Source organism: Geobacter sp., assembly GCF_030834625.1.
Taxonomy (GTDB): domain Bacteria; phylum Desulfobacterota; class Desulfuromonadia; order Geobacterales; family Geobacteraceae; genus Geobacter.
In genome coordinates, this window is sequence record NZ_JAUQXO010000072.1 from 50,431 (window position 1) to 73,036 (window position 22,606).

The window sequence follows — 22,606 nt, forward strand, 5'->3', positions numbered from 1 at the left end:
TGGTCCGTCTGCAAAACAAGGGCGCCGATGTACCGCCAACCTGTATCAGTATCCAACTTTATTTTCCGGTTTCCATCTTTATTTTGAGCGCCTTCAACATCGAGCTGAAGCAGTCTCTAATGTAAAAGACGTGACCATGAAAATTGTTGCATCAACGCTATCCACCGGGTGTGTGGATAAGTCACCCCGAGCTGTGGATATGTTTCAAAATTGTCACGTATCATTGGGCACTTCTGCATCCTGCACAACTAATGGGCACGGCACGTAACCATTTGAAATATCGTGTCAATAACAAATTTGACCTGTATGCAATTCTGGTTGTATCAGGAATGGAACAGGTACTCGAAAATTACCCGACAAAAGTGGATAAGTGTCACGAAACGTACCGGAGAAATTTGTCGCTGGTTTGCCGGGGTTCTGTATTTATTACGGCCACGCAGTCTTCCGAATACATAAAAAAAGCCGGGGCGTCCCCCGGCTTTGAGAAAGAAGCGCATATGGCTGAAATGCGCTCGCCTATCTTCGGATAAATCTATGCATCAATGATGGGGTCGAGGCCGGTTATTCCTGGCCGTTCTTCACCTCGTTCCCGATGGAAAACGCCTTGCCGATGGCATCGCCGACGCCGTAGTAGACCTTGGCGCCCGGATCATAGACGATGGGCCTCACCTTGAGCATGTCGGGGAGACCGTTGGCGTCGAGAACGGCTTCGTCGGCCCGGACGTTGACGATTTCGCCGATGAACTGGATGTGGGTGCCGACTTCGATGATCTGGGCCAGCCGGCATTCAATAACGAGGGGGAATTCGTCCACGAAGGGTGCGTCAACCAGGTCGCTCGGCACCGACGTAAGCCCCGTGGCGGCGAACTTGTCACCGGCCCGGCCCGACACGATGCCGGCATAGTCCGTTTCCCGCACGAAGCGGTCTGAGGGGACATTGACGGTGAAGGCCTTGCGGGCCACGATGGCGCCGTGGGAGTGGCGGGCCTTGCGCAGCGACACGGCAATGCTGGGCGGCTCGGTGCAGCAGACGCCGCACCAGGCCACGGTGGCGATGTTGGGTCTGCCGTCGGCGTCGTAGGTCCCCACGAGCCAGGCGGGGGTCGGAAGGGCCAGGGGCTTTGCCCCGAGGGATACTTTCATTAAACAAAAAACTCCTTCTCTCTTCCACTCCGTATCACATTGGCATACCTCACCTTGAACAGAGTTCTGGGCTTGCCCTGGAATTCCTCAACACGGCTGTCCAGCACCTCGAACTCGGCGTCAATATCGATCTCTCGCTTGTATTGAAACCGATCCCACCGCGTCTGGTCAACAACGCGAATCTTTCCTCCTTTTTTGCACAATGCAATGAGCACCGGCATGGCGTCCCGCTCGTTGTTGTCCCAGAGATACGCCGCATCGACCTGGGGGAAAATCCTCTCGACGGATGCCGGCATGTCGCGGTGCGCCTCCAGAAAGATCCTGAAGCTGGGCCGCAGGGCCTCGGCAATATTGGAGTCCTTGCTCAGAAAGACCGTGAAGGCGTTGTACTCGCCAGCCACATGCCTGGTCAGGGATCGTTTCCACGCTTCGGTGGCCTGGGCGGTGAAGAAATTGCACTCCACAAAGCGGTCGGCATTGCGGCCGATCGAGATGTACTCCTCGGCCCGCTTGGAGACGCAGAAGGGCCAATCCACGGTTACCCTCGCAGGATCACCGTAAATGACCGTGGATCTCTCGAAGCCATACACCATGCTGACATGGTCTCTCACGTCCTGCTCGGCAACCCTTCCGCACGACCGTTCAACTTCCTTGACCACCATGGCGTCGTAGTCGAGATGCACGAATTCCCGGTTACTCTGGGACCCGTACTTTACGCGAATGTAGGTGCTCTTTCCCGAGGCGGGGGGACCGCCGACCAATTCAAGAACTTTTCCCATGATCTTCACCTCCTGCGAGACGTGGGTGCGTCATCCGGAACCCTTGGAATGATTTCATAATCGCAATCGGCGTACCAATAGCGCCTGGCGCGATAGAAAATCGTAACCTGTTGATAATGTGAGATTAAGCGAGGTGGGAATCCACAAGAGAAGGGGTGCGGAACAGCGTTGGCGTTACCTTTAAGTAACATGCGGGAAGAAAAGGTTACGTGCCTCGCCTTGGGAAAGGCCGCGGCGGAAGGGAAAGGATTGATGCCAGCTACCAAAAAAAAGGCCGGGGCGTCCCCCGGCCTCCGAAAGGAGCGCCCATGGCTGTAAGCGCTCGTTCTACCTTGGAAAATCTATGCGGCAATCATGTGGCGGTCTATGCCGAGCTCCTCTTTCGAATACCCCAGGGCCAGGCCCACCATCTGGGAGAGGTGGAGCACCGGGATGTTCCGGGAAACGCCCCTGCCGTCCAGCGCCTTGTCCTGGTAGGCATCAAGGGCGGTGTGGCACAGGGGGCACGGCGTAACGATGTAGTCGGCTCCGGCCCGGACCGCATCTTCGAGGGCGTTTCCCGTCATGGCCAGGGACTGTTGTTCCGCCACCAGGAGGGTATGGAAGCCGCAGCACTTGTTCTTTGACCCGTACTCCACCAGGCTTCCCCCGAGGGCCTCCACCAGGCGGTCCAGGGACGAGGGAGCTGTGGGGTTGTCCCTGCCGAGGAGGCTGGACGGCCGCAGGATATGGCAGCCGTAAAAGGGGGCGAAGCGGACCCCCCACAGCGGCGCGGTCACCTTCGCAGCGAGTCTGTTCAGGCCGTAATCCTCGGTGAGGACCCACAGCAGGTGTTTCACGTCACTGGTGCCGTTGTAGCGCAGCCCTTCGCCTGCCAGGTGCCCGTTCACCAGCTCCCGTTTTTCCGGTGAGGAGTCCAGGGCCTGCTTGGCCCGGCGCAGGGTCATCAGGCAGGTGCTGCACGACGTCACCAGGTCGAGCCCCATTTTTTCCGCAAGAGCGATGTTTCTCCCGTTGATGACGAGAAAATGGTCGGGGCTCACGTAATCGAGGTTGCTTCCGCCGCAGCAGGTCCCTTTCTCCAGGTTCACCAGTTCGATGCCCAGGTCCTTTACCCATCTGGTGAGGGACAGGTCCACTTCCTTTGTCATGGATTCGTTGATGCAACTCAAAAAGTAGGCGTATTTCATAAAGACCTCGCTCCCTGCCGCCGATTGCTACTCGCCGCCCTGTTTTGCCGCTCTGTTTGCTTCCAGCCTGCGGTAGATTCCCCTTACCCGGTCGATTCCCGGAACCGGTTTCACGACGAAGGGGGGTGTTCTCCCTTTCATCCCCATCTTTGCCGCCAGGGGGACCATGCGGAGGGTTTTCACCACACCGAGGGTGCGCAGGGGGAGGGTGGCCTCCCTGAGCCTGCCGGTGGAACGGATATCGTCGAAGAACGCCTGGGCATGGCGGGCACCTTCCGAGCGGGTCATGTGCCGTTCGAACATCTCTTCCCGCAGGCGGTGAATTCCGTCCACGATGGGGATATGCTTGACGCAATGCTCGGCGCATTTGTAGCAGTGGGCGCAGTCCCACAGGCCGTTGTCGCCTGATACCTGCCCGAGTCGCTCGCACCCCAGCGTATCCCTCGTGTCGTTATTCATGCGGAACGCCTTCAGGAGCACCGGCGGGGAGATGTAGCGCGGGTTCACCTCCGTCATGCTGCACTCCGAATAGCACGATCCGCAGAGGATGCAGTCGGTGGCGGCGTTGATGGCCTCGAACTCCCCGTCGCTCACACAATGCTCTTTCCGCCCCATCTCCCCTTCGGCAATGGCCGGCCTGACCCAGCTGTAGTTCTGTTTCAGCTTCTCCATGACCGGGTCGATGTCCACCACCAGGTCGCGGATTACCGGGAGGTTGTTGAGGGGTTCCACCAGGATCGGGTCGTCGCCGCTGCCGGTGAGCTCGTCCCAGACCTGGGTCGTGCAGGCGAGCTTGGAGACCCCGTTGATGCGGACCGCGCAGGAGCCGCAGATTCCCGCCTGGCAGAAGGCGCGAAAGGTAAGGCGTGGCTCCAGATGCTCCTTGATGTAATTCAGGGCCCTGAGGATGGTGATCCCCCTTTCCACGGCAATCTTGAAGTTGTCGTAGAAGGGCTGACGGTCCACCTGGGGGTTATAGCGGTAGATGCGGAATGCTACCTCTTTCCTCTCCATCAGTAACTCCTTGTCTCAAGGGAATATTTCCCCATGGTTACGGGCTTGTGGGCGAGGCGGACATCGCCCCCTTTCTCCAGGGTGCAGAGGGAGTGCCGGTGCCATGCCTCGTCATCCCGGCGCGGGAAATCTTCGCGGTAGTGGGAGCCCCTGCTTTCCTGTCGCACCAGGGCGGTTTCTGCCACGCAGAGGGCCAGGTCGAGCATGTTCTTCAGTTCCAGAATCTGGACGAGGTTGGTGTTGTAAACGGTTCCCGTATCGAAGAGCCGGATGTGCCGGAAGCGCTCCCGCAGGGCACGGATCTCTTCGACCCCCTGCCGCAGCCTCTCTTCGGTCCGGTAGATCCCCACCTTGTCGGCCATGGTTTTCCCCATCTCCTCCCTGATGATCCCGTAGCGCTCGTACCGTTCGTGGCTTGTGTACGATTTGAGCTCATCGGCCGCCTTCCAGAGCGCAGCGGGCGCAACCCGGCGCAGAGGCCGCCGGGGTGCCTCCAGAGCCGCCTCCTGTCCGGCTCTCTTCCCGAACACGAGGATGTCCAGAAGCGAGTTCCCACCGAGGCGGTTCGCTCCGTGTACGGAAACGCAGGCACATTCCCCCACGGCGTAGATACCGCTGACGGCGGTTCTGGCCATGTTGGCGTCGATCCCCCCCATGGAGTAGTGGGCGGTGGGGCGCACCGGGATCGGTTCCTCGATGGGGTCGATCCCCTCGAAGTGCATGGAGAGCTCCCTGATCTGCGGAAGCTTTTTCTTGATCGCCTCGGCCCCCAGGTGGCGCAGGTCCAGCTCGAGGTAGCTGCCGGCATCGCTCGTAAGAGCATTTCCCTCCAGGATTTCCGTTTCCATGGAACGGGCCACCAGGTCGCGGGGACCCAGCTCCATCTTCTGGGGGGCGTAGCGGGCCATGAAGCGCTCGCCGTGACGGTTGAGGAGATACCCTCCTTCGCCCCGCGCCCCCTCGGTCACCAGGAGCCCGCTCTTGCGCAGGCCGGTGGGGTGGAACTGGATGAACTCCATGTCCTTCAGGGGGATGCCGGCGCGCAGTGCCGCGGCCTGGCCGTCGCCGGTGTTGCCGGCGGCGTTGCTGGAGCGGTTCCAGTACATCTTGGCGTGTCCGCCGGTGGCCAGGATGACGATCTTGGCGGAAAAGGCCTCGATGGCGCTGGTGCGCATGTTCATGGCGACGATCCCCTGGCACTCGCCGTCGGCATGCTCCAGGGAAAGGAGGAAGTATTCGTTGAAAAATTTCACCCCCCGGCGGAGGCACTGCTCAAAGAGGGTGTGGAGGAGGGTGTGCCCGGTCTTGTCCGCGCAGTAGCAGCAGCGGTCCTTCACCGTCCCGCCGAATGGCCGCTGGGCGATGGTGCCGTCCGGAAAGCGGGAAAAGGGTGCCCCCAGGTTCTCCAGTTCCCGCACCACCTCGGGAGCCTGGCTGCAGAGGTAATCGACCGCATCCTGGTCCGCCAGGTAATCGCTCCCCTTCACGGTGTCGAAGACGTGGAGCTCCACGGTATCGTCCCGGTCCTTGTTTGCCAGGGCGGCGTTCACCCCCCCCTGGGCGGCGGACGTATGGGACCTGGTGGGATAGAGCTTCGAGACAACGGCGATACTGACCTGGGGATTGGTGCGCACCGCCTCCAGGGCGGCAAAAAGTCCCCCCCCTCCCGCGCCCACTATGATGATGTCGAATTTGTGCTCCATGTCTGCCTCCTGCAGCGGGTAACGTAGGCTAGAGTGCCACCTGCGCCACCGCGGGCAGCTCTTCCACTGCGCGGAAGATCTCGATTTCGCTGATGATCCCCGCCAGCTCGTTTCCCCGGAGGACCACCAGCCGCCGGACACCGAGCTTGTTCATCATGCGCAGCGCGTACTTCACCCGCATCGTCGGGTCGATGCTGAAGACCGGCTTGTTCATTATGTCGTGCACCTGGGTGTTCCAGATGTCACGGTAGATATCCTCGCCGGGATCGATGACCTTTCCCAGGATGTCGCGCACCGTGAGAATGCCGAAGGCATCGTCATCGTTTCGCGGCACGACGACCAGGCTGGCAACCTTGTGGGTCTTCATGAGCTGAATTGCCTGGGCCACGTTCTGGCTGCCGTCGATGGTGATGACATCTCTCTGCATAAGCTCCGACACGGGGGTATTGCGGATCTTCTTCAGCGCTTCCATACATCCTCCTCCTTGCTCTCGTTGCCATCACACCAGGAATACGAGTTCCTCCGGAAGGGTCCGGCAGTCAAGGTCCTGGCCTCTGCTCCTGTGGTCGGCGATCTCCGCCGAAATCCCCGCCATCCTGCCGTAGAGGAACAGGGTGAACACGATCTCCTGGGCCTCCTTTTCGCTCAACTCTCCCTGCTGCAGCTGTTCCCAGAACAGGTCGAGCGAAATGCAGGCAATGGCCGCATCCACATTCACACAATAAATGCAGGGTGATATCCCTTCGGCGTGCAGCTCCTTGACCAGGAAATGGTAGTACTCGAGGAACGGATTCGCGACGTCCCTGGACTTGAGCAGGGTGCGCAGCCGCACCTCGCGGGGGTCATGGTTCTCCGGCTTGCCGCGGAATACCGGATGGTTGATGCAGGGAATCCTTTCCGTAACCCCTTCGAGCTTCGCCTTCTTCTTCCGGATGACGAACTCCTGGGTTGCTTCGGAGGCAAGCCTTTTGAACACGGATTCACGTTCCTCCGTGTCAGCCTGGTACGGATCGGTGCCGGCGAATGTCTTGAGCAGATAGCTCACCGCCTCGAAACCGTTGCCGCCATGGGCAAGGCCGGTATTGGTCATGAACCCGGCATAGGCGGTGGCGATATGGTTCCTGGCGCTGACGCTCTCCTTGGCCCCTTTTGCGCTGAGGGTTCCCGGACCGTTGGTCAAAGTCAGGTTGAGCAGGGTGTTGAAGGCGAAAAGTTCGTGATCTTCCGGTACCCGGTTGAACAGCACCTGGAAACAGGTCGACGAAAAATCGGTCTCGAGGATCGCCAGGTCGGTCGGCGCATGCAGTTGCTGCCAGAAATGGTTTTTCTCCGGGGCCACCGGGGAGACGCCGACGATGACCCCATTCAACCCGAGGTAGGTGCCGAGATCCTGTGCGGTTTCCCTGCTGATGCGCCGCTCCACGAGGGGTTTCCAGGCCAGCCCGGTCAGCATGGCGGCAAGGAGCGGCCTGAGCGGATCGACGTCTTCTCCTGCCTCGTTCTGCATCCTGCTGTACTCTTGGGCAAAACGGGTGAGGATCGTCTCTTGGCCGTGATTTCTCAGCAATGCCCCGAAGTAGTCCGCCCATTGACCGGAGCCTTCTTCACGGTGCATCCGGGGGAACGGCTCGGCGGCGTGGCATTTTTGTGCAATGAGCTCTTCGTCGATGGCCAGGTCGAGGCCGGCCTCGTCATGGAACTGGTCGATGAGCCAGGAACTTGCGGTGCGCAGGTCCTCGAAGAGCCGATTGTTGCCGGCCAGGAGCACTTCGGCCGCTATGGAGGCGTTCGGTGTGCATCCGTTACCGCGGCCCCGGACAACGGTGGCGATATGCTCGCTCCCCCGGGCCGCGAACCAGTTGAGGAGAGGGTTGACAAGGGCCATGCTTCCCGCGTCCGGCATGGTTTTCAGTACCGAATAGAGGCAGATCGCTCCGAAGGGGTTCTCGATGAGGTCGAGCAGCTCTCGGCCGTGCAGGGAGATGGAGTGATCGTCCGGACTGATGGAGCTTGCGCCGGAGCGGTTCCGCATCGGCTCCCGGATGATGCGGGCGCCTATCAGCTGGTTCGACTTCTCGATTTCCTCGCCGTAGGGTGAAATGGCCTTGACCACCTTCATCCGGAGGTCATCCGGAAGGGATAACGCCTGGTCGTTGACAAACCAGGGCTTGAGGCTCAAATCCCCCGTCGGTTCGAAATCGGGGAGTTCACCATAGAGCTTCATGCAGGCGTTAACCGCCTCGGGGACATCCTGGATGGATTTGATGCGGACCCCGCGTTGCGACACTTCCGGGCTCCCCGGATCGAACTCCGGAACGCCGAAGTAGGTGTCGAACCATCCCTCTTTCGCTTCCGCGTCGTCACCGCAGCCGGCCATGGCGCCGGCATGGCCGCACGACCGGGTGAGATTCTTCTTCCACCGTCCCGTTACGCAGGCGATGATCGGCTTGGTAAGCTTGAAGCGCCCCTGTTCGATCCAGTCCAGGGCCTGTTTTTCGTAGTATCCTCCCGGTTCCACATAGACGACGATCGCCTTGGTGCGGGGATCGTTCTCGGCGCAGTACAGGAATTCAGCCAGCGCGAAATGGATGTAGACATCCTTGCCGCTGCTCAGGATCGTCGAGGTGCCGAAGCCGGCGGTTTTCAGATACTCGGAGATGGTCGTGCTGAAATTCCCCGAGTTGCTGTAGATGGCGACGCTTCCCTTCTTGAGGCTTTCTCCCGGGCTGTCTCCGCCCAGAGCCCCGCCGATCCGCACCTGGTCCCAGGAGTTGGCGATCCCCAGGGTGTTGGCCCCGATGACGTCCACTTTTCTGCTCTGGCACCCGTAGCGGATCAGGCGCGAGTCGCGGACCGGCACCTTCTCGGTTACGATGATGATCCTCTTGAGATCCACATTGCGGGCGCACATTTCCGACACCGCATGGGAAACCGCCGTCGGCGGGAGGTAGATCACCCCGGTGTCGAATTGCACCCCGTTGCGGATGACATCGGAAATGCTGCCGAAGACCGGGATGTCGCCGGCGGAGGTTTCAAAGGTCCCCGAGGATTCACCGTACTGGACGCCGGCAACCACATTCCCGCCGCTGTAGGCGTGGGATACTGGCGTGACCAGCGAACTCTCGGTGCCCCGGATGTTCATGATGCAGACGCGGGAGTGTTTGTTTGCCAGCTCGTGCAGAGACTGAACACCGACGAAATATGGAAAGGGATTGTTGAGGTAGCTCATGGGGTTTCTCCTCGCTCGTCTTTGTTGTTAGACAGCTGCAAAATTCAGTTTATGAACTGTCTGCTTGTGCTGTTGTTCAACCAGCGTGGTCGCGTCATCCCGTTGCCCGAGAAACGTGTCAATCTCCATTGCATGCTGCAGGACGCTCATCATGCTGCTGTCATGGCCGAAAAAGCGGTGCGGGACACGAAGGCTGTCGAGCACGTCCCTGCCGTACACCATTCCTTCAATGACCTTGGGGCCGCCCCGTCCCGCTACCACAAAGATGTTGGGGTTCAGGCCTATATGCTCCTTCAGTGAATCGAAGATGGCTTTGAAGGTGGTGAAGATGTTGGTGTTGTTGGCACGTCCTCCGATCAGCAGGATCACGTTGGACTGGGGGAGCCAGTGGCGGAAGGTTATGTCGGCGATGGCCTTGATCTTCTCGTAGGGAGGATTGCCCCCGAAATCGGAAGAAATGATGGCCTTGTCTCCCAGTATTTCCGTTGCGGCGCTGTTGGCGCCACCGCCGAAGATGAACGGCAGGATCGTCCCTTTCGGGTTGACCTCCGTGACGTCGCTCTGGCCCTGATGGGTCCTGAGAACGTTGATTTCAGCCTCGAACTGGGTGATGGTCGTGGAAAAGATTTCCTCCGGATATCCCAGCCGTTTCCATGCCTGGTTGTCCTGATCGAACGATGCCTTTATGTCGCAGGCGAAGGGGACGTAACGTCCCTTTACCTTGCCCATCCGTATCGGGTTGAGCTCCAGAGTGGTAAGGCCGTAGCTGTCGTAGGCCTGCCAGAGTTTCGGAAGATGCTGAACCAGCGCACTGATGTACTGTGGCGGGCAGTTGAGCTCGCGCAGGGCATCGTTGATGTGAAACGACTTGACCCCGGTGACCGGATTGAACAGGATCGTGCGTTTTTTCTCGGCCGGGACATCCTCGACGTCGACGCCACCCTCGGTCGTCAGGAGCAGCACCGGCATGCGATGTTCGCTTGAATCAGTAATGCTGGCGTAGATCTCGATGTCGGATGCTATATACCCCTCGAAAGTCACCCCGCACGCCTGAACCGGACGGTTCCCCTGATAATGGGTGGCGAAGAAGAGGTCCCGCTTGGCGACCATTGCATCAAAAACATTGGTGACAATACGCACCAGGCCGGCCTTCCCCTTTTTTCCCACCCCGCCGAGAAATACCGGCTTGACGATGCATTTCCCACCATGGGATTCAATGAGGTGATTGATTTCATCATGGGATGCCTCCTCGGTAAGCACCGGCGCCACGGGAAATTCCACCAGATCCAGAAGCCTTTGACCATACTTCAAGCCTGTGAGTTGCATATCTATCTCCCTTCCGTAATTCCTTAGAAATCTAACGTGAGTTTTGCTTTATATTGGCAATCCCCGTACCAAAAGCGCGAAAGGAGGCAAATATTTATAAGTGTTTGATATTGAAGTTATTTTTTTGAGGTATGAGCTGTGTGACGATGAGGAGCGGCAGAAATCATGTTCCCTTAAGGTAACGTTTGAGTGAGGGAGGTTACGTAACACCAGACGGTTTGCAGCTCTTTCCAATTGTGAAAAGTGGGGTACAGTAGGTAGCACAACTCCGGGGGCGCAGGTGTTCCCTCACGGACATGGAGGGGATGACTATGGTGGAAACTGAACTCTTCTGGAAGGCGGACGATCAGGCCGCACGGTTGAACGAACTCATTGCCCGTGACCCCACGCTGAAGGATGTGCCGCTTCGTCGCGACGTCCGTTCTCTCGGTCGTCTGCTGGGAGAAGTGATAAAGGAGCAGGAGGGAGAGAGGGCATACGATGCCGAAGAGGAGCTTCGGCACCTCGCGATCAGGCACCGGGCGCTCACCGACCAGCAGGAAGCGGTGATCCTTGATCACCCCGTCGAACATGAGCTCCAGGAGCAGGCAGTCCGGATCGTACGGGCCATGACCGTGGCCGAGGCCTACCAGATCGTCAAGGCGTTCGGGACGTTCTTCGAGCTCACCAACCTGGCGGAAACCAATCACCGCATGCGCAGGCGCAGGGCGGCAGAGCTTTACCCGGACGCTCCCGTGAAACCGGGGTCACTGCTCGGCACCCTGCAGCGGATGCACGATGGGGGGATCACCGCTGAAAAGGCCCTGGAGTGGCTGCGGCAGGTGGAGGTGATGCCGGTGTTCACTGCCCACCCCACCGAGGTGGCACGGCGCGTTGTCCTCTTCAAGCGGCGCCGTATCGCCCGGGAGCTGGCCGGGCTCGATCGGCTCCCCCTGTCCGGTGACAGAGCCGCCAGGGGGCAGGAAGCCATTTTGACTGAAATCACCGCCCTCTGGCAGACGGACGAGGTCCGTCGCCGCAAGCCGAGCGTCGACGACGAGATCAGGATGGGGCTTGACCATTACCCCGACGCCCTGATCGCTCCCCTTCCGGACTTTTACGAAGACCTGGCACGGGAATTCCGCCAGGTTTACGGCGGGGAACATGACGCTCCCGATTTTCCGACCGTGATTCGCTTCGGGTCCTGGATCGGCGGAGACCGGGACGGCAACCCAAATGTGACGACCGACTCCACCCGGCGTGCCCTGGAAGCTGCCAGGGGAACGATCATCACCCATTACCTCAACGCCGTGGAAGGGCTGAAGGAGCTCCTCACGCCATCAACGAACCGGGTGGCTGTGTCATCGGAGATGCTGGACGTGCTGGGCAATTACGCCGTCGCGCTAACCGCTGCCGTTCCGGAAACCGAGCTCTATCCAGTGTGCGAGCCGTACCGGAAATTTCTCGGCATCGTTCATTACCGCCTCGAGAGTGCCCGCGCCGGGACAGACCATCCCGATGCCTACCCCGATGCCGCTTCATTTGCCGCGGACCTCCTCCTTGTGCGGAGAAGTCTTGCCGAGAGGGGAGGAGACCGGCTGGCGCGCCGTTATGTGGACCCGCTTCTGAGGCAGGTGGACACCTTCGGTTTTCATCTCCACAGCCTCGATGTCCGGCAGCATGCCCGCGTCCATGCAAAGGCGGTGGCGGAACTGGCCGCGGGGGCCGGCACGGGTGGGAACCAACCCTCCGTCCTTCCCCCGACCCCCTCTGCGGAAACCATCGAGCTCCTGGACATGCTCCGGGCCATCGCGAAACAGAAACGAAGCTTCCCCCCCGAGGCGATCAGGACTTACGTCATCAGCGGCGCCGGTTCGGTACAGGATACCCTTTCCCTCCTCTGGCTCATGGAGCTCTGCGGCGTCCGCGCCGCCGCGTCGCCGGACGGGAAGGATCCGGGAGTCATGCCGGTTCCGCTCTTTGAATCGATCGAGGACCTGCGCAATGCCCCGGAAGTCTGCCGCACGCTCTGGTGTTCACCGGAATACTCGCCGTTTCTCGATTCGTGGGGGCGCCGGCAGGAGGTCATGCTCGGCTATTCGGATTCCAACAAGGATGGGGGGATGTTGACTGGCACCTGGGAGATCTACAAGGCCCATCGCGCTCTGCACCGGGTTGCCGAAGAGTGCGGGGTGCACCTGCGCCTTTTCCACGGGCGCGGCGGCACGGTCGGTAGGGGGGGCGGCCCCACCCATCGGGCAATTATCGCCCAGCCGGCCGCAGCTTTCTCCGGTTCCATCAAGATCACCGAGCAGGGTGAGGTCATCAACTGGAAATACTCAGACCCGATGCTCGCAAAGCGGAACCTTGAGCTGATGGTGGCAGCGTCCCTGGAGGCGTTGGCACATACCGGTCTCGTGGAGACGGAGGCCGACGTGGCGTGGGAGGAGGCGTTGGAGGAGATGTCGGGGATCGCCTTCACCTTCTATCGGGAGAAGATAATCGACAACCCCGATATTCTTCAGTATTTCGAGGAGGCCACGCCGGTCCGGGAGTTCGAGCTTGCCAAGATCGGCTCCCGCCCGGCACGCCGCGCCCAGAGCCGTGATCTCTCGGAACTGCGGGCCATCCCCTGGGGGTTCGGCTGGATGCAGAGCCGGCATGTGATCCCTGGCTGGTTCGGGGTCGGCTTTGCCCTGGAGCGCTTCGCCGAAAAGGGGAACCAGAACGGGGAGCTCCTCGCGACCATGATGCGCCGCTTTCCCTTCTTTTTCGACTTCATACGGAACGTGGAGCTGGCCCTGACCAAGGTGGACCTTCCCCTGGCCCGGCTCTACGCCTCGCTCGTCACCGACACCCCCCTGCGGGAGAGGGTCTTCGCCATGATCGTCGAGGAATACCAGCGCACCAGGAGAATGGTCCTCACGGTGACCGGTCAGACGCGGCTTCTGGAGAAGAACCCGCCGCTGGCCAGCTCCATTCGCCTGAGAAATCCCTACGTGGACCCCCTGAGCATGATCCAGATCGAACTCCTGCGCCGCAAGCGCGGGGGAGAAGAGAGCGAGGAGCTGAACTACGTTCTGGCGGCAACCATCAACGGCATTGCCGCGGGGTTGAGGAACACGGGGTGAGGGGAAAATGGCTCGGTTGACAGCCGAAATGCCGTCCGGGAAGGAAAGGGGCGGGTCTACGCCGGACCTCCGGCCTCCTGTTCGGCAATCTCCAGAATTTCCCGGTAGATGGCGATCATCACCCCTGCCTCGCACCATTTCCTGGCGGCGAAACAGATGAGTAAGAAGGCGCTTGCCAGAGTGCCGGAGAAAATCAGAATTCCGGTTAACCGGGACTCTTCCATTTCCATCAGGTAGCAGCTGGCCGCGACTACCGTGAGCATCGACGCAAACCACGCCAGTTCAGGTCCTTTCAGCGGGTTGCCCATGACCTTGAGAAAGTCGATATAGTACCGCGTCAGCCCCCCCACCTTCCTCATGAATTCAGGCACCTCGTCCCCGCTGTATTTCACGTAAGCATAGGAAAGGAAACGCTCTGCCGCCGGCTGCTTCCCTTTAGCCATCCGTTCCTGGACATATTTGTCGAGTGCCTCGTCAATGGTTCTTGTCTTCATGACTGCCACCTCTTGATTATCCTGTCGGATTCCATGGACTAAGAAGAGTAGGGGAGTATGGTTTTGCTCTAGGGTTGAGCAAGCGCCATGCCACATGTATAAGACGAGGTTAATTTGGAAAACTGTCTGTTGTTGTTGGATTTTTTACGAAAGGATTTGTAGGACGGAAGTAAGTGGTGGGCTGCATGTTACCTGTTGGTAACATGCGGGTGGAAATAGTTACATGATTCCCATCTGTTTCATTTTTTCCCAGAGGGTTTTTCGGGAGATGCCGAGGAGTTTTGCTGCTTCCGCTTTTCGGTTTCCCGTGGTGCGCAGGGCCTCCTCTATGGCGGTTTTTTCCCAGGACTGGACACTCTCGGCCAGGGAGCCTGAGCCCGCTATCTGGGGAGAAGGGGGAGCCAGGCGCGGAACGGTGAATTCGGAAGGGAGGTCCCCAATCCTCAGCTCGCCACCAAGCGACAGTGCCACGGCCCGCTCGACGGCGTTTTCCAGTTCCCGGACATTGCCCGGATAGTCGTATTCAAGCAGGGCCTTTTGGGCCTCCGTGGCGATCCCCATGACCGGCTTGTGCATCTTCTCGGCAAACCGGTTGAGGAACTGCTTGGCCAGGGGGAGGATATCCTCGCGCCGCTCCCTCAGGGGGGGGAGATGGATCGGGATGACGTTGAGGCGGTAGAAGAGGTCTTCCCGGAACCTCCCCCCCTCCACCTCCCGGCGCAGGTCCCGATTGGTGGCGGCGATGATCCGCACGTCCACGCGGATTTCCCGGTTGCCGCCAAGCCGCTCCACGGTCCTTTCCTGCAGAACCCTGAGAAGCTTGGCCTGGGCCGCCAGGGGCATTTCGGCGATTTCGTCGAGGAAGATCGTCCCCCCGTGGGCCTGCTCGAACTTCCCCTTGCGCTCCTTGACGGCGCCGGTGAACGCCCCCCTCTCATGGCCGAACAGTTCCGATTCCAGGAGGGTGTCCGGCAGGGCCGCGCAGTTTACCTTGATCATCGGGTTATCCTTGCGCAGGCTGTGCTGGTGGATGGCTCGCGCCACCAACTCCTTGCCGGTGCCGCTCTCGCCGGTGAGCAGAATGGTGGAGTCGACGACGGCGGCGGCGCTGATGATCTGGAAGACCGGCAGCATGGCGTCGCTTTTGCCAATCAGGTCGCAGCATCCGAATTCGGAGAGTACCTGCTCGCGCAGGGCGGTGTTCTCCTCCTTGAGCCGCTCCTTCTCGGTGATGTCGCGGCTTATCATGAGAGTGCCGACGTAGCTCCCCGCGCTGTCTCGGATCGGATAATAGCTGTTCTCGAAGATCTTTCCCTTGACCTCGATGGACTTGATGTGAAAGGGGAGGGCGCCGCTCCTGAGGGCGTTGAGAAGTCCCTGCACCCGCTCGGATGTATGGCTGGAGTGGGCCGAAAAGATGGAAAGGATATGGCGTCCCAGGTAGTCCTCGGCCCGGATGCCCCGGATCTTTTCCGCCGCCGCGTTGATGTAGGCGAAGCAGTCTTCCTGGTCGAGAAAGACGATCCCCTCCCCCATGCTGGCCAGAATGGCGCGGTAAATGGACGGTTCGATGATCCCTTTTTCTTTGCCCATGGCTTCTATCCATCCTTGTTGCTTTTTAGTAACGTCTCTCTGTTAAAGCTTGTTTACGATAAACTCGGGAAACAGCGTGGGGGATTTAGCCACGCTGGATATCCTGAGGGACTTGAGCCGGTCATAGTACCGGGTGACGTGGTTCAGGGTAACATTTCCCGGCGTATGGTACATTTTTTTTGAAGCCGCTATTCCGGCCCTCCTGCCGAAGACAAAGATATCCAGGAGCGAGTTTCCCATGGCCCTGTTCCTTCCGTGGATCCCTCCGGCCGCCTCTCCGGCCACAAACAGATTTTTTACCGTCGTCTCACCCTGCTCGTCAATGAGAATCCCGCCATTCTGGTAGTGGAGGGTCGGAAATACCAGGAGTGGCCGTTTCGAGATATCTATGCCGACGCGCATGAAGTGCCTGAAGAGGGAAGGGAAGCGCTTCCTCAGGAACCCCTTCCCCTGGGCTTCCTCAATCAGGGGAGAATCAAGCCAGATCCCCACCTTCCCGAAAGGGGTCGTGACGCCGTTGCCGCTTTCGCACTCCCGAATGATGGCCGCGGCGCAGACGTCCCGTGTTTCGAGCTCGTTGACAAACCGTTCCCCCCTAGCATTCACCAAGTGCCCTCCGAGGCTCCGTATCGCCTCGGTGACGAGCACCCCCACCATGTGCTCGGGAAACATGACGCCGGTCGGGTGGTACTGGAACGAATCCACCCCTTCGAGCCTCGCTCCCGACCGGTAGGCGAGAACGAGCGCATCTCCCGTCGCACCGAAGTTATTGGAGGTGGGAAACCCCTGCATGTGAAGCCGCCCCGATCCGCCGGTTGCGAGAATGACCGCCTTGGCCCGCACGACAAAATGCCGCTTCCTTCCCAGGTCGTACAGGATTGCACCGTTACATTCGCCGAACTCGTTTGTGGTCAGCTCCACCGCCGGGGTGAACTCGGAAACCTCGATTGAGTCCCGCTTTCCAATCTCATCCTTCAACACCTTCATGATATTCAGGCCGGTATGGTCACCAATGGAGATAATCCGGGGGGCCGATATGCCGCCTGCCTTCTTTGTCGTGAGATTCCCGGCCTCGTCCCTGTCGAAATCGACGCCGGTGTCCAGGAGCCATTTCACGATCCGAGGCCCGTCTTCCACCATGACCTTTACGAGATCTCGTCTCCCACTGAATTTGCCCGCGACCATCGTATCGCAGAAGTGCCGCACGGGAGAATCATGCTCATCCACCGAGGCCTGCATCCCCCCCAGCGCCATGATGGTGTTGGAATTGCCGAGTCTGAGCTTTGTGGCAAGGATAACCCGTGCCCCCATGCTTTGGGCAAAAAGCGCGGCCGTTACCCCCGCCCCGCCGCCCCCCAGCACAAGGACATCCGTATCGCATTCAGGCTTGAGATCTATCTTGGAGTAGTCGAGATCGCCGAAGGCCTCGAAGAGGTCCGCTATTTCATGGGTCGTCCTCTCCCCTCTGTTCACGCCTACCCTGAGATTTCTGAAGGCCGATTCCTTGTAATCCGGATGGAATCTCTTGAGAAGTCCCTCTGCCTCCTCCTCTGACAGCATCTCCATCGCGTCCATTTTTCGTTTCTCACGGGAGGCGTCCACGACCTCAATGGAGCCGAGCATAATCTCAGGATACATTTACGCCCCCTCCCTTTGGCGGCAGTGGGCTTCAAGCGCTTCGTTTCCCATGGCAGCTATCTTTTCCCATTCGGCGCCGAATTGAAACGATTCAATCTCCGCGATGCGCTGCTGGAGATTGGGTGGAAACGTCCTCTCTTTCGCAAGGGCCCTCTGGATGAAAAGGGCCACATTCTGGGGTGCTATCCCCTTCGGGCACCGTGAGGCGCATAGCCCGCACATGATGCAGTCCATTATGTGCTCGGTTGCCGTTTCATAGTCAGCGCCCTTTGCGGCCTTCATCACCCCGGCCACGTTGATCCATTCGGGACATATGTTGCATGCCATGCAATCGTTGCAGGTATAGAGCTCGGGATAAATGTCCTGCAGTTGCTCCAGAGGGGTTTCCATCCTCTCAAGGAGGTAGTGTGCAACCCGGGAGGGGAAGTACGGCATCATGATGACGTTCAATCCCTCCTCCACAACCTTCTGGCAGCCGAGCCCGAACTTGACTTTCTTGCTTTCTTTCGCCAGATAGGCGACGGTACAGGCTCCGCACAGGCCGGAAAGGCATCCGACACCGCGTTTCACGTCATGCCCCGTATCCCAGAGGGCCTCGATAACGGTCAGCCCCTCAGGCACCTTTATCTTCCTTCCTTCGAGCTCGATGGTGATTGACTTTCTGTCATCCTTCATGCGCTCCCCCCGGAAACGGCCTCCTGTTTATAACGCTAGTTTACAACCTTTTCCAGGAATTAACAGATAGTGAATCCCCTGTGGTTCAGGGAGCTCTACGGAAAGATACAGGCCAGGATTTATATTGATGGTTACTGAGTTGAGCGGCGGTGACCCATTAAAGCCGGTGCATTGATTTTTGTTCAACAATTGACATTTGGTCAAAAGCTACTATTATGTGGGAAAAGATTCACTTTCGGAATCTCTTGTCTAGTCGGATGTGGCCTGGAGAGAGGGTTTGACCCGCAAGACATTGAATTTCACAACAAGGAGGTATGGAATGAAGAAGCAAGTTGCAACATTTGCCGTCGCAGCGGCGTGTATGGCGTTCTCCGCCACCGCCCACAGTGAGAGCTACATCAAGGAGGGAGCGTTTTCGATCAGCCCCTTCGGCTCGTACACGTTCTACGACCATGAAGCGGACCTGAAGCACCATTATGGCGGAGGGCTCAGACTCGGCTACAACTTTACCCAGAACTGGAGCGCTGAGGCTTCAGGAAACTACACCGACACCGATTTTGATAACGGCGGTGGGAATGTCAACGTTTACCGGTATGGTCTCGAGGGCCTCTACCACTTCATGCCCCAGTCGCGGTTCGTGCCGTTCCTGGCAGCTGGCCTCGGCGGCATTACCTTGGATGGTCGTCAAGTGCATGACGACGATCAGTTACTCTCCGCCGGCGGCGGGGTGAAACTCTTCCTGACGGACCGTATCGCGCTCCGTGCCGATGCCCGCAACCTGTTCACCTTCAATGAAACGCAGAACCACCAGGAAGTCACCGGTGGCCTCGATTTCCAGTTCGGCGGCGCCAAGCCCGCGCCGAAGGCCGAGCCGAAGCCTGAGCCCAAGCCTGAGCCCAAGCCCTATGTCGCCCCTGCACCCTTGGACAGCGACGGAGATGGCGTGATCGATCCGAACGACAAGTGCCCCGACACCCCGAAGGGTGTGAAGGTTGACAAGGACGGTTGCCCGCTCGACACTGACGGCGACGGCGTACCCGATTACCTGGACAAGTGCCCAGGCACCCCGGCCGGCGTGAAGGTTGACAGCGTCGGCTGCCCGCTGGACACCGACGGTGACGGCGTGTACGACTACCTCGACAAGTGCCCCAACACCCCGAAGGATGCCGCGGTTGACAAGAACGGCTGCCCCGAGAAGCTCTGCATCACCCTCAAGGTGGAGTTCGACTTCGACAAGGCCGACATCAAGCCCGACTTCCATGATGAAATTAAGAAGGTGGCCGATTTCTTGAAAGAGTATCCCCAAGCCGAAGCGGTGATCGAAGGGCACACCGACAGCAAGGGAACCGCGAAGTACAATCAGAAGCTTTCCGAGCGTCGGGCCAAGGCCGTCATGAAGAACCTGGTCGACGAGTTCGGCATCGCTGCCAAGCGGCTTTCCTACAAGGGGTATGGTGAGTCCAAGCCGGTGGCCGACAACGCCACTGACGAAGGGCGTCAGACGAACCGCCGCGTAGTTGCCAACATCGACTGCGGGCTTAAGAAGCGCAAGTAGCCGTTAACGGTAGTTTTCCAGATGAAAAAAGCGCACTGCTTCCGGGCAGTGCGCTTTTTTTTTCGTTCTTGCCGGCCATTAACCCCGTCGGTTACAGGTCCCCCGTCAGTTCCTGCAGGAGGTAGATCTTCGGGTTCAGCCCCTTGACGCAGGCAACGATCTCCCGCAGACGTTCCTCGTCGATTCCCTCTTCCTGATCGATCGCCTGGAACCAGGGGTACCCCTTGGGGAGGGGTGAGTAGGAGCCATCCCGGAGCAGTGACACGTCCACCAGGTCGTTTACCCGTCCGGCCCCCTCCCACGGGTCCCGGTAGTTGAATTGGCGCGCCACGATGTGGAGCCCCATGCCGTTGGGAAAGAGGGCCTTTACCTCGAAGGAGAAGTCCCGCGGTGCCCCGTAGCTTTCGGATCGTCCCGAACGCGCCATGACCTTCGCCCCCGCCTCTTCCAGGATATCCCGCACCGACTCGGCCGTCATCGGCTTGAATTCGTCCATCATCATACCTCCAGTCTGACCTCAACCCCCCACGGTGCCGGCTTTTCGCCGTCCCGCGTCAGCACCCAGAGGGTGGGGAAATCCATCCGTTCCGGCGCCGGGCCGACGCCGTCGGTGAGATAGATGACCGCCGCGGGGAGGGGGTGCATGGTCCGAGCGTAATCAAAGACCGGCCGCAGGTCGGTGAATCCTCCCCCGATGTAGACTTCGGCCACGGACGAGGCTCCCCGGAAACTCTCGACCCGCTGGATGCGGCTCGTGGCGTAAAGTACTGTAATTTGGGCTTCCCGTCCCTGGGAGACCCGGACCAGCTCCTGGGCGAAGGCCTCCCGCAGTTTCGCGATGTTGGTGGAGTCGCTCACGTCGATCCCCACCAGGAGGTTCAGTCGCCGCATCTTCCGGACCCCCGGTGTGATGTGGGCGAAGCGGCGATGCTCCTTCATCCACGTGGTCTGCCGGCCCGTTCTTCCCGCCGCCGCCACGAACTGCCGGAGCACCTGGCGCCACGGGATCGGCGACGGGGCAAGCATCCCCACGACCACTTCCCGGATATCGGCCGGCACTTCCCCGTCGCAGGCCCGGAAGGCGTCGCGCACCATCCCCCGCACCACCTCTTCGGCAAGCCGCACTGGCGTGGCGTCAGCATTATCCCAGATGGCGTGGTCGTCCACCGTCGTCACGGAATGCTCCTCATCCTTCCCCGTGCCCCTCTTCCCCCCTGCGTCCCGGGAGGCGCTCCCCGTGCCGAACCCCTTCAGGCTTCCCGTGTCGAAGGGGTCGGCGAGGAGGGCGTAGTACTCCTCGGCTGCAAGCCCCTCCTCCAGCCTGAAGGCACGGGGGAAGAGCGCGTCGACAGGGAGATGGTCGATGGACGGGTTGATGGCCAGATCGCAGGCCAGGTCCCAGTCGTGGCTGTTCCGTCCCTTGCGGCGGAACATGTGGAGGTGGATCAGGTGTTTGATGCCATGCTCCAGGAGCCCCTCCTGAATCTGGAGATGCTCAGCGCCGAAGAGGGAGGCGTTCACCGCAAGGGTTGGCACTCCGTCCCGGACCGTCACGCCGAGGGGATGCCCGTCTCCTCCTTCTACGCGGCGCAGCCCCAGGAGGAACTGGCCGTAGAAGGGCTTGCGCTTCAGCATCCTTACGATGGCGTTTTCGATGACCCTGTTGGACATCACATCCCCTTTACGGTGACCCAGGCGATGAAGGCGTAGCGGGCCAGCTTCCCGCTTCCCACCAGGAGCGAAAACCGGCCGAATCCGACTCGGAGGATTCCCCCCATGAGGCACAAGGGGTCGCCGATGACCGGCAGCCAGGAAAAGACGAGGGACCAGGAGCCGTAGCGGGCATAGAGCCGGTCGGCCCGACGTTCCGTCTCTTCGTCGATTCTGAGCACCCTGCGTACCAGAAAGGGGCCGCCCCACATGCCGATGGCGTAAGTGGTGCAGGCCCCGAGCCAGTTGCCGGCAGTTGCTACGGCCACCGCCAGAGGCGGATCGTGGTGTTTGAGGAGGAGCGTCACCAGGAGCCACTCGGAACCGATCGGTACCAGGGTCGCGGCGAGAAAGCTCATACAGAAGAGGGCCGGCAGGCCGTGGGTCGCGAGTAGCTGCTCCATCGGCTAACCGTAGCGGAAGGGGGTGCATAATGTCAAAGGGTTTGCCGATTGGAAGGCCCTCTTGACATGCTTAACCGTTTCAACTACGGTCAGCAATGACTCTGTTGGATTAACCTGCAACATGCTGATGCTGCTCGTCTTGCGGTTGGCGAGGTTGGCAGGAATACAACGAACAATTGGTGCTATAAGGATAACCATTTCCCTGGAGGGAATTCTTCTGGATGAGTGTCTACGGTAAAGATTTTGCGGCGTTCTATAGCGAAAAATGGGACCTCTGGGGAGCGAGGATGTTGCCCTTTTTATCGGCGGTTGTTGCGAAGGAGGCACCCCAGGCGAAAACCTGGCTGGATCTGTGCTGTGGTGCCGGCTCGCTGCTCAAGATCGTGGGAGAAAATGGTTTCCAGGCGACCGGCATCGATCTCTCGGAGCATCAGGTCGAGCATGCCCGTCGCAAAGCCCCCGGCGCTCGTGTACTAGCCCACGACATTCGGGCTTTGGAGCTCAATCAACGATTCGATATCGTGACCTGCATGTTTGATAGCCTTAACTACCTCGTGGACGAGGAGGATCTATTCACGGCCTTCAGTCGGGCGAAGAGTCACCTTTCCGATGACGGTATCTTCATCTGCGACATGAATACTTACGAAGGGCTGAAGAATCAGTGGTGCGCCATGTCGGTGACGCACGAACCCGATCTGACGCTGGTTATCGAGGCGTCCTTCGATGCTGACACCGCCATCGGCCGCCTGCTGTTCACGGGATTCTCCCGGAAGAGAAAGCACTACCAACGGTTCCAGGAAGAACATGTTGAACGCGGCTACCGGCCTGAAGAGATAGAGAGATCGCTGCATCACAGCGGTCTGATCTTCAGAAAATATGACGGGTATTCGTTCGGTCGTCCCAAGAAGCGGTCTGGACGGCTGCTTTACGTCTGTAAGAAGAATCCCCCCATCTCTATTGGTGGTAAAATTAAGGCTTGACATTTTTTAATGATTTGGGCGACTATACAACCCATGATAAATTTCAGCCTCTTTTCCTACTTT

At 59.5% G+C, this 22,606-nt stretch carries 18 protein-coding genes; 3 read left to right on the forward strand and 15 right to left on the reverse strand.

The window, feature by feature from the left end:
* Positions 1–561: 561 nt before the first annotated feature.
* The 8 genes from RCH91_RS17120 to RCH91_RS17155 all read right to left on the reverse strand — a co-directional run bounded on the left by RCH91_RS17120 (position 562) and on the right by RCH91_RS17155 (position 10,384).
* Complete coding sequence (locus RCH91_RS17120; protein ID WP_306536222.1) at positions 562–1,143, reverse strand: flavin reductase family protein; 582 nt, start codon at positions 1,141–1,143, stop codon at positions 562–564.
* Positions 1,143–1,922: a hypothetical protein gene (locus RCH91_RS17125; RefSeq protein ID WP_306536223.1), complete on the reverse strand. Its 780-nt coding sequence runs from the start codon at positions 1,920–1,922 to the stop codon at positions 1,143–1,145. Before RCH91_RS17125 ends, RCH91_RS17120 begins: the two co-directional genes overlap by 1 nt.
* Before the next feature lie 341 nt (positions 1,923–2,263).
* Positions 2,264–3,112, reverse strand: coding sequence for a CoB--CoM heterodisulfide reductase iron-sulfur subunit B family protein (locus tag RCH91_RS17130; protein ID WP_306536224.1), 849 nt, complete (start codon positions 3,110–3,112; stop codon positions 2,264–2,266).
* 27 nt (positions 3,113–3,139) lie between these two features.
* Positions 3,140–4,126: a succinate dehydrogenase/fumarate reductase iron-sulfur subunit gene (locus tag RCH91_RS17135; protein WP_306536225.1), complete on the reverse strand. Its 987-nt coding sequence runs from the start codon at positions 4,124–4,126 to the stop codon at positions 3,140–3,142.
* On the reverse strand, positions 4,126–5,829 hold the full coding sequence (locus RCH91_RS17140) for an FAD-dependent oxidoreductase (RefSeq protein WP_306536226.1): 1,704 nt from the start codon (positions 5,827–5,829) through the stop codon (positions 4,126–4,128). Before RCH91_RS17140 ends, RCH91_RS17135 begins: the two co-directional genes overlap by 1 nt.
* 28 nt (positions 5,830–5,857) lie before the next feature.
* Positions 5,858–6,301 (reverse strand): CBS domain-containing protein, encoded by a 444-nt coding sequence (locus RCH91_RS17145; RefSeq protein WP_306536227.1) that lies wholly within the window; start codon positions 6,299–6,301, stop codon positions 5,858–5,860.
* Positions 6,302–6,328: 27 nt separating this feature from the next.
* Positions 6,329–9,058, reverse strand: a complete 2,730-nt coding sequence (locus RCH91_RS17150; RefSeq protein ID WP_306536228.1) for a CoA-binding protein — start codon at positions 9,056–9,058, stop codon at positions 6,329–6,331.
* Positions 9,059–9,085: 27 nt separating this feature from the next.
* Complete coding sequence (locus RCH91_RS17155) at positions 9,086–10,384, reverse strand: ATP-grasp domain-containing protein (protein WP_306536229.1); 1,299 nt, start codon at positions 10,382–10,384, stop codon at positions 9,086–9,088.
* 311 nt (positions 10,385–10,695) lie between these two features.
* On the opposite strand from RCH91_RS17155, the gene RCH91_RS17160 reads away from it, so the two are divergent.
* On the forward strand, positions 10,696–13,494 hold the full coding sequence (locus RCH91_RS17160; RefSeq protein WP_306536230.1) for a phosphoenolpyruvate carboxylase: 2,799 nt from the start codon (positions 10,696–10,698) through the stop codon (positions 13,492–13,494).
* Between the two features lie 56 nt (positions 13,495–13,550).
* Here the strand turns inward: RCH91_RS17160 and RCH91_RS17165 are convergent, their stop codons facing one another.
* The 4 genes from RCH91_RS17165 to RCH91_RS17180 form a co-directional block, all read right to left on the reverse strand.
* The gene (locus RCH91_RS17165; protein ID WP_306536231.1) at positions 13,551–13,988 is read right to left on the reverse strand and encodes a GSU0071 family protein; all 438 of its coding nucleotides are present in this window, start codon (positions 13,986–13,988) and stop codon (positions 13,551–13,553) included.
* A gap of 219 nt (positions 13,989–14,207) precedes the next feature.
* Entirely contained in the window at positions 14,208–15,581 is a 1,374-nt protein-coding gene (locus tag RCH91_RS17170) for a sigma-54-dependent Fis family transcriptional regulator (protein WP_306536232.1), read from the reverse strand.
* A gap of 42 nt (positions 15,582–15,623) precedes the next feature.
* A complete protein-coding gene (locus RCH91_RS17175; RefSeq protein WP_306536233.1) occupies positions 15,624–17,219 on the reverse strand; it encodes an FAD-binding protein in 1,596 nt (531 codons plus the stop codon).
* The gene (locus RCH91_RS17180) at positions 17,220–17,894 is read right to left on the reverse strand and encodes a 2Fe-2S iron-sulfur cluster-binding protein (protein WP_306536234.1); all 675 of its coding nucleotides are present in this window, start codon (positions 17,892–17,894) and stop codon (positions 17,220–17,222) included. It abuts the gene before it with no gap.
* 319 nt (positions 17,895–18,213) lie between these two features.
* On the opposite strand from RCH91_RS17180, the gene RCH91_RS17185 reads away from it, so the two are divergent.
* The gene (locus RCH91_RS17185; RefSeq protein WP_306536235.1) at positions 18,214–19,449 is read left to right on the forward strand and encodes an outer membrane beta-barrel domain-containing protein; all 1,236 of its coding nucleotides are present in this window, start codon (positions 18,214–18,216) and stop codon (positions 19,447–19,449) included.
* 91 nt (positions 19,450–19,540) lie between these two features.
* On the opposite strand, the gene RCH91_RS17190 is transcribed toward RCH91_RS17185, so the two are convergent.
* Genes RCH91_RS17190 through RCH91_RS17200 form a run of 3 tightly spaced genes read right to left on the reverse strand, consistent with a single transcriptional unit; the run spans position 19,541 to position 21,563 of the window.
* The gene (locus RCH91_RS17190; protein WP_306536236.1) at positions 19,541–19,945 is read right to left on the reverse strand and encodes a hypothetical protein; all 405 of its coding nucleotides are present in this window, start codon (positions 19,943–19,945) and stop codon (positions 19,541–19,543) included.
* Between the two features lie 2 nt (positions 19,946–19,947).
* Positions 19,948–21,120: a VWA-like domain-containing protein gene (locus RCH91_RS17195; RefSeq protein WP_306536237.1), complete on the reverse strand. Its 1,173-nt coding sequence runs from the start codon at positions 21,118–21,120 to the stop codon at positions 19,948–19,950.
* Positions 21,120–21,563 (reverse strand): YqaA family protein, encoded by a 444-nt coding sequence (locus tag RCH91_RS17200; protein ID WP_306536238.1) that lies wholly within the window; start codon positions 21,561–21,563, stop codon positions 21,120–21,122. The genes RCH91_RS17195 and RCH91_RS17200 overlap by 1 nt, the downstream gene beginning before the upstream one ends.
* A 221-nt stretch (positions 21,564–21,784) precedes the next feature.
* On the opposite strand from RCH91_RS17200, the gene RCH91_RS17205 reads away from it, so the two are divergent.
* Entirely contained in the window at positions 21,785–22,543 is a 759-nt protein-coding gene (locus RCH91_RS17205; protein ID WP_306536239.1) for a bifunctional 2-polyprenyl-6-hydroxyphenol methylase/3-demethylubiquinol 3-O-methyltransferase UbiG, read from the forward strand.
* Positions 22,544–22,606 lie beyond the last annotated feature (63 nt).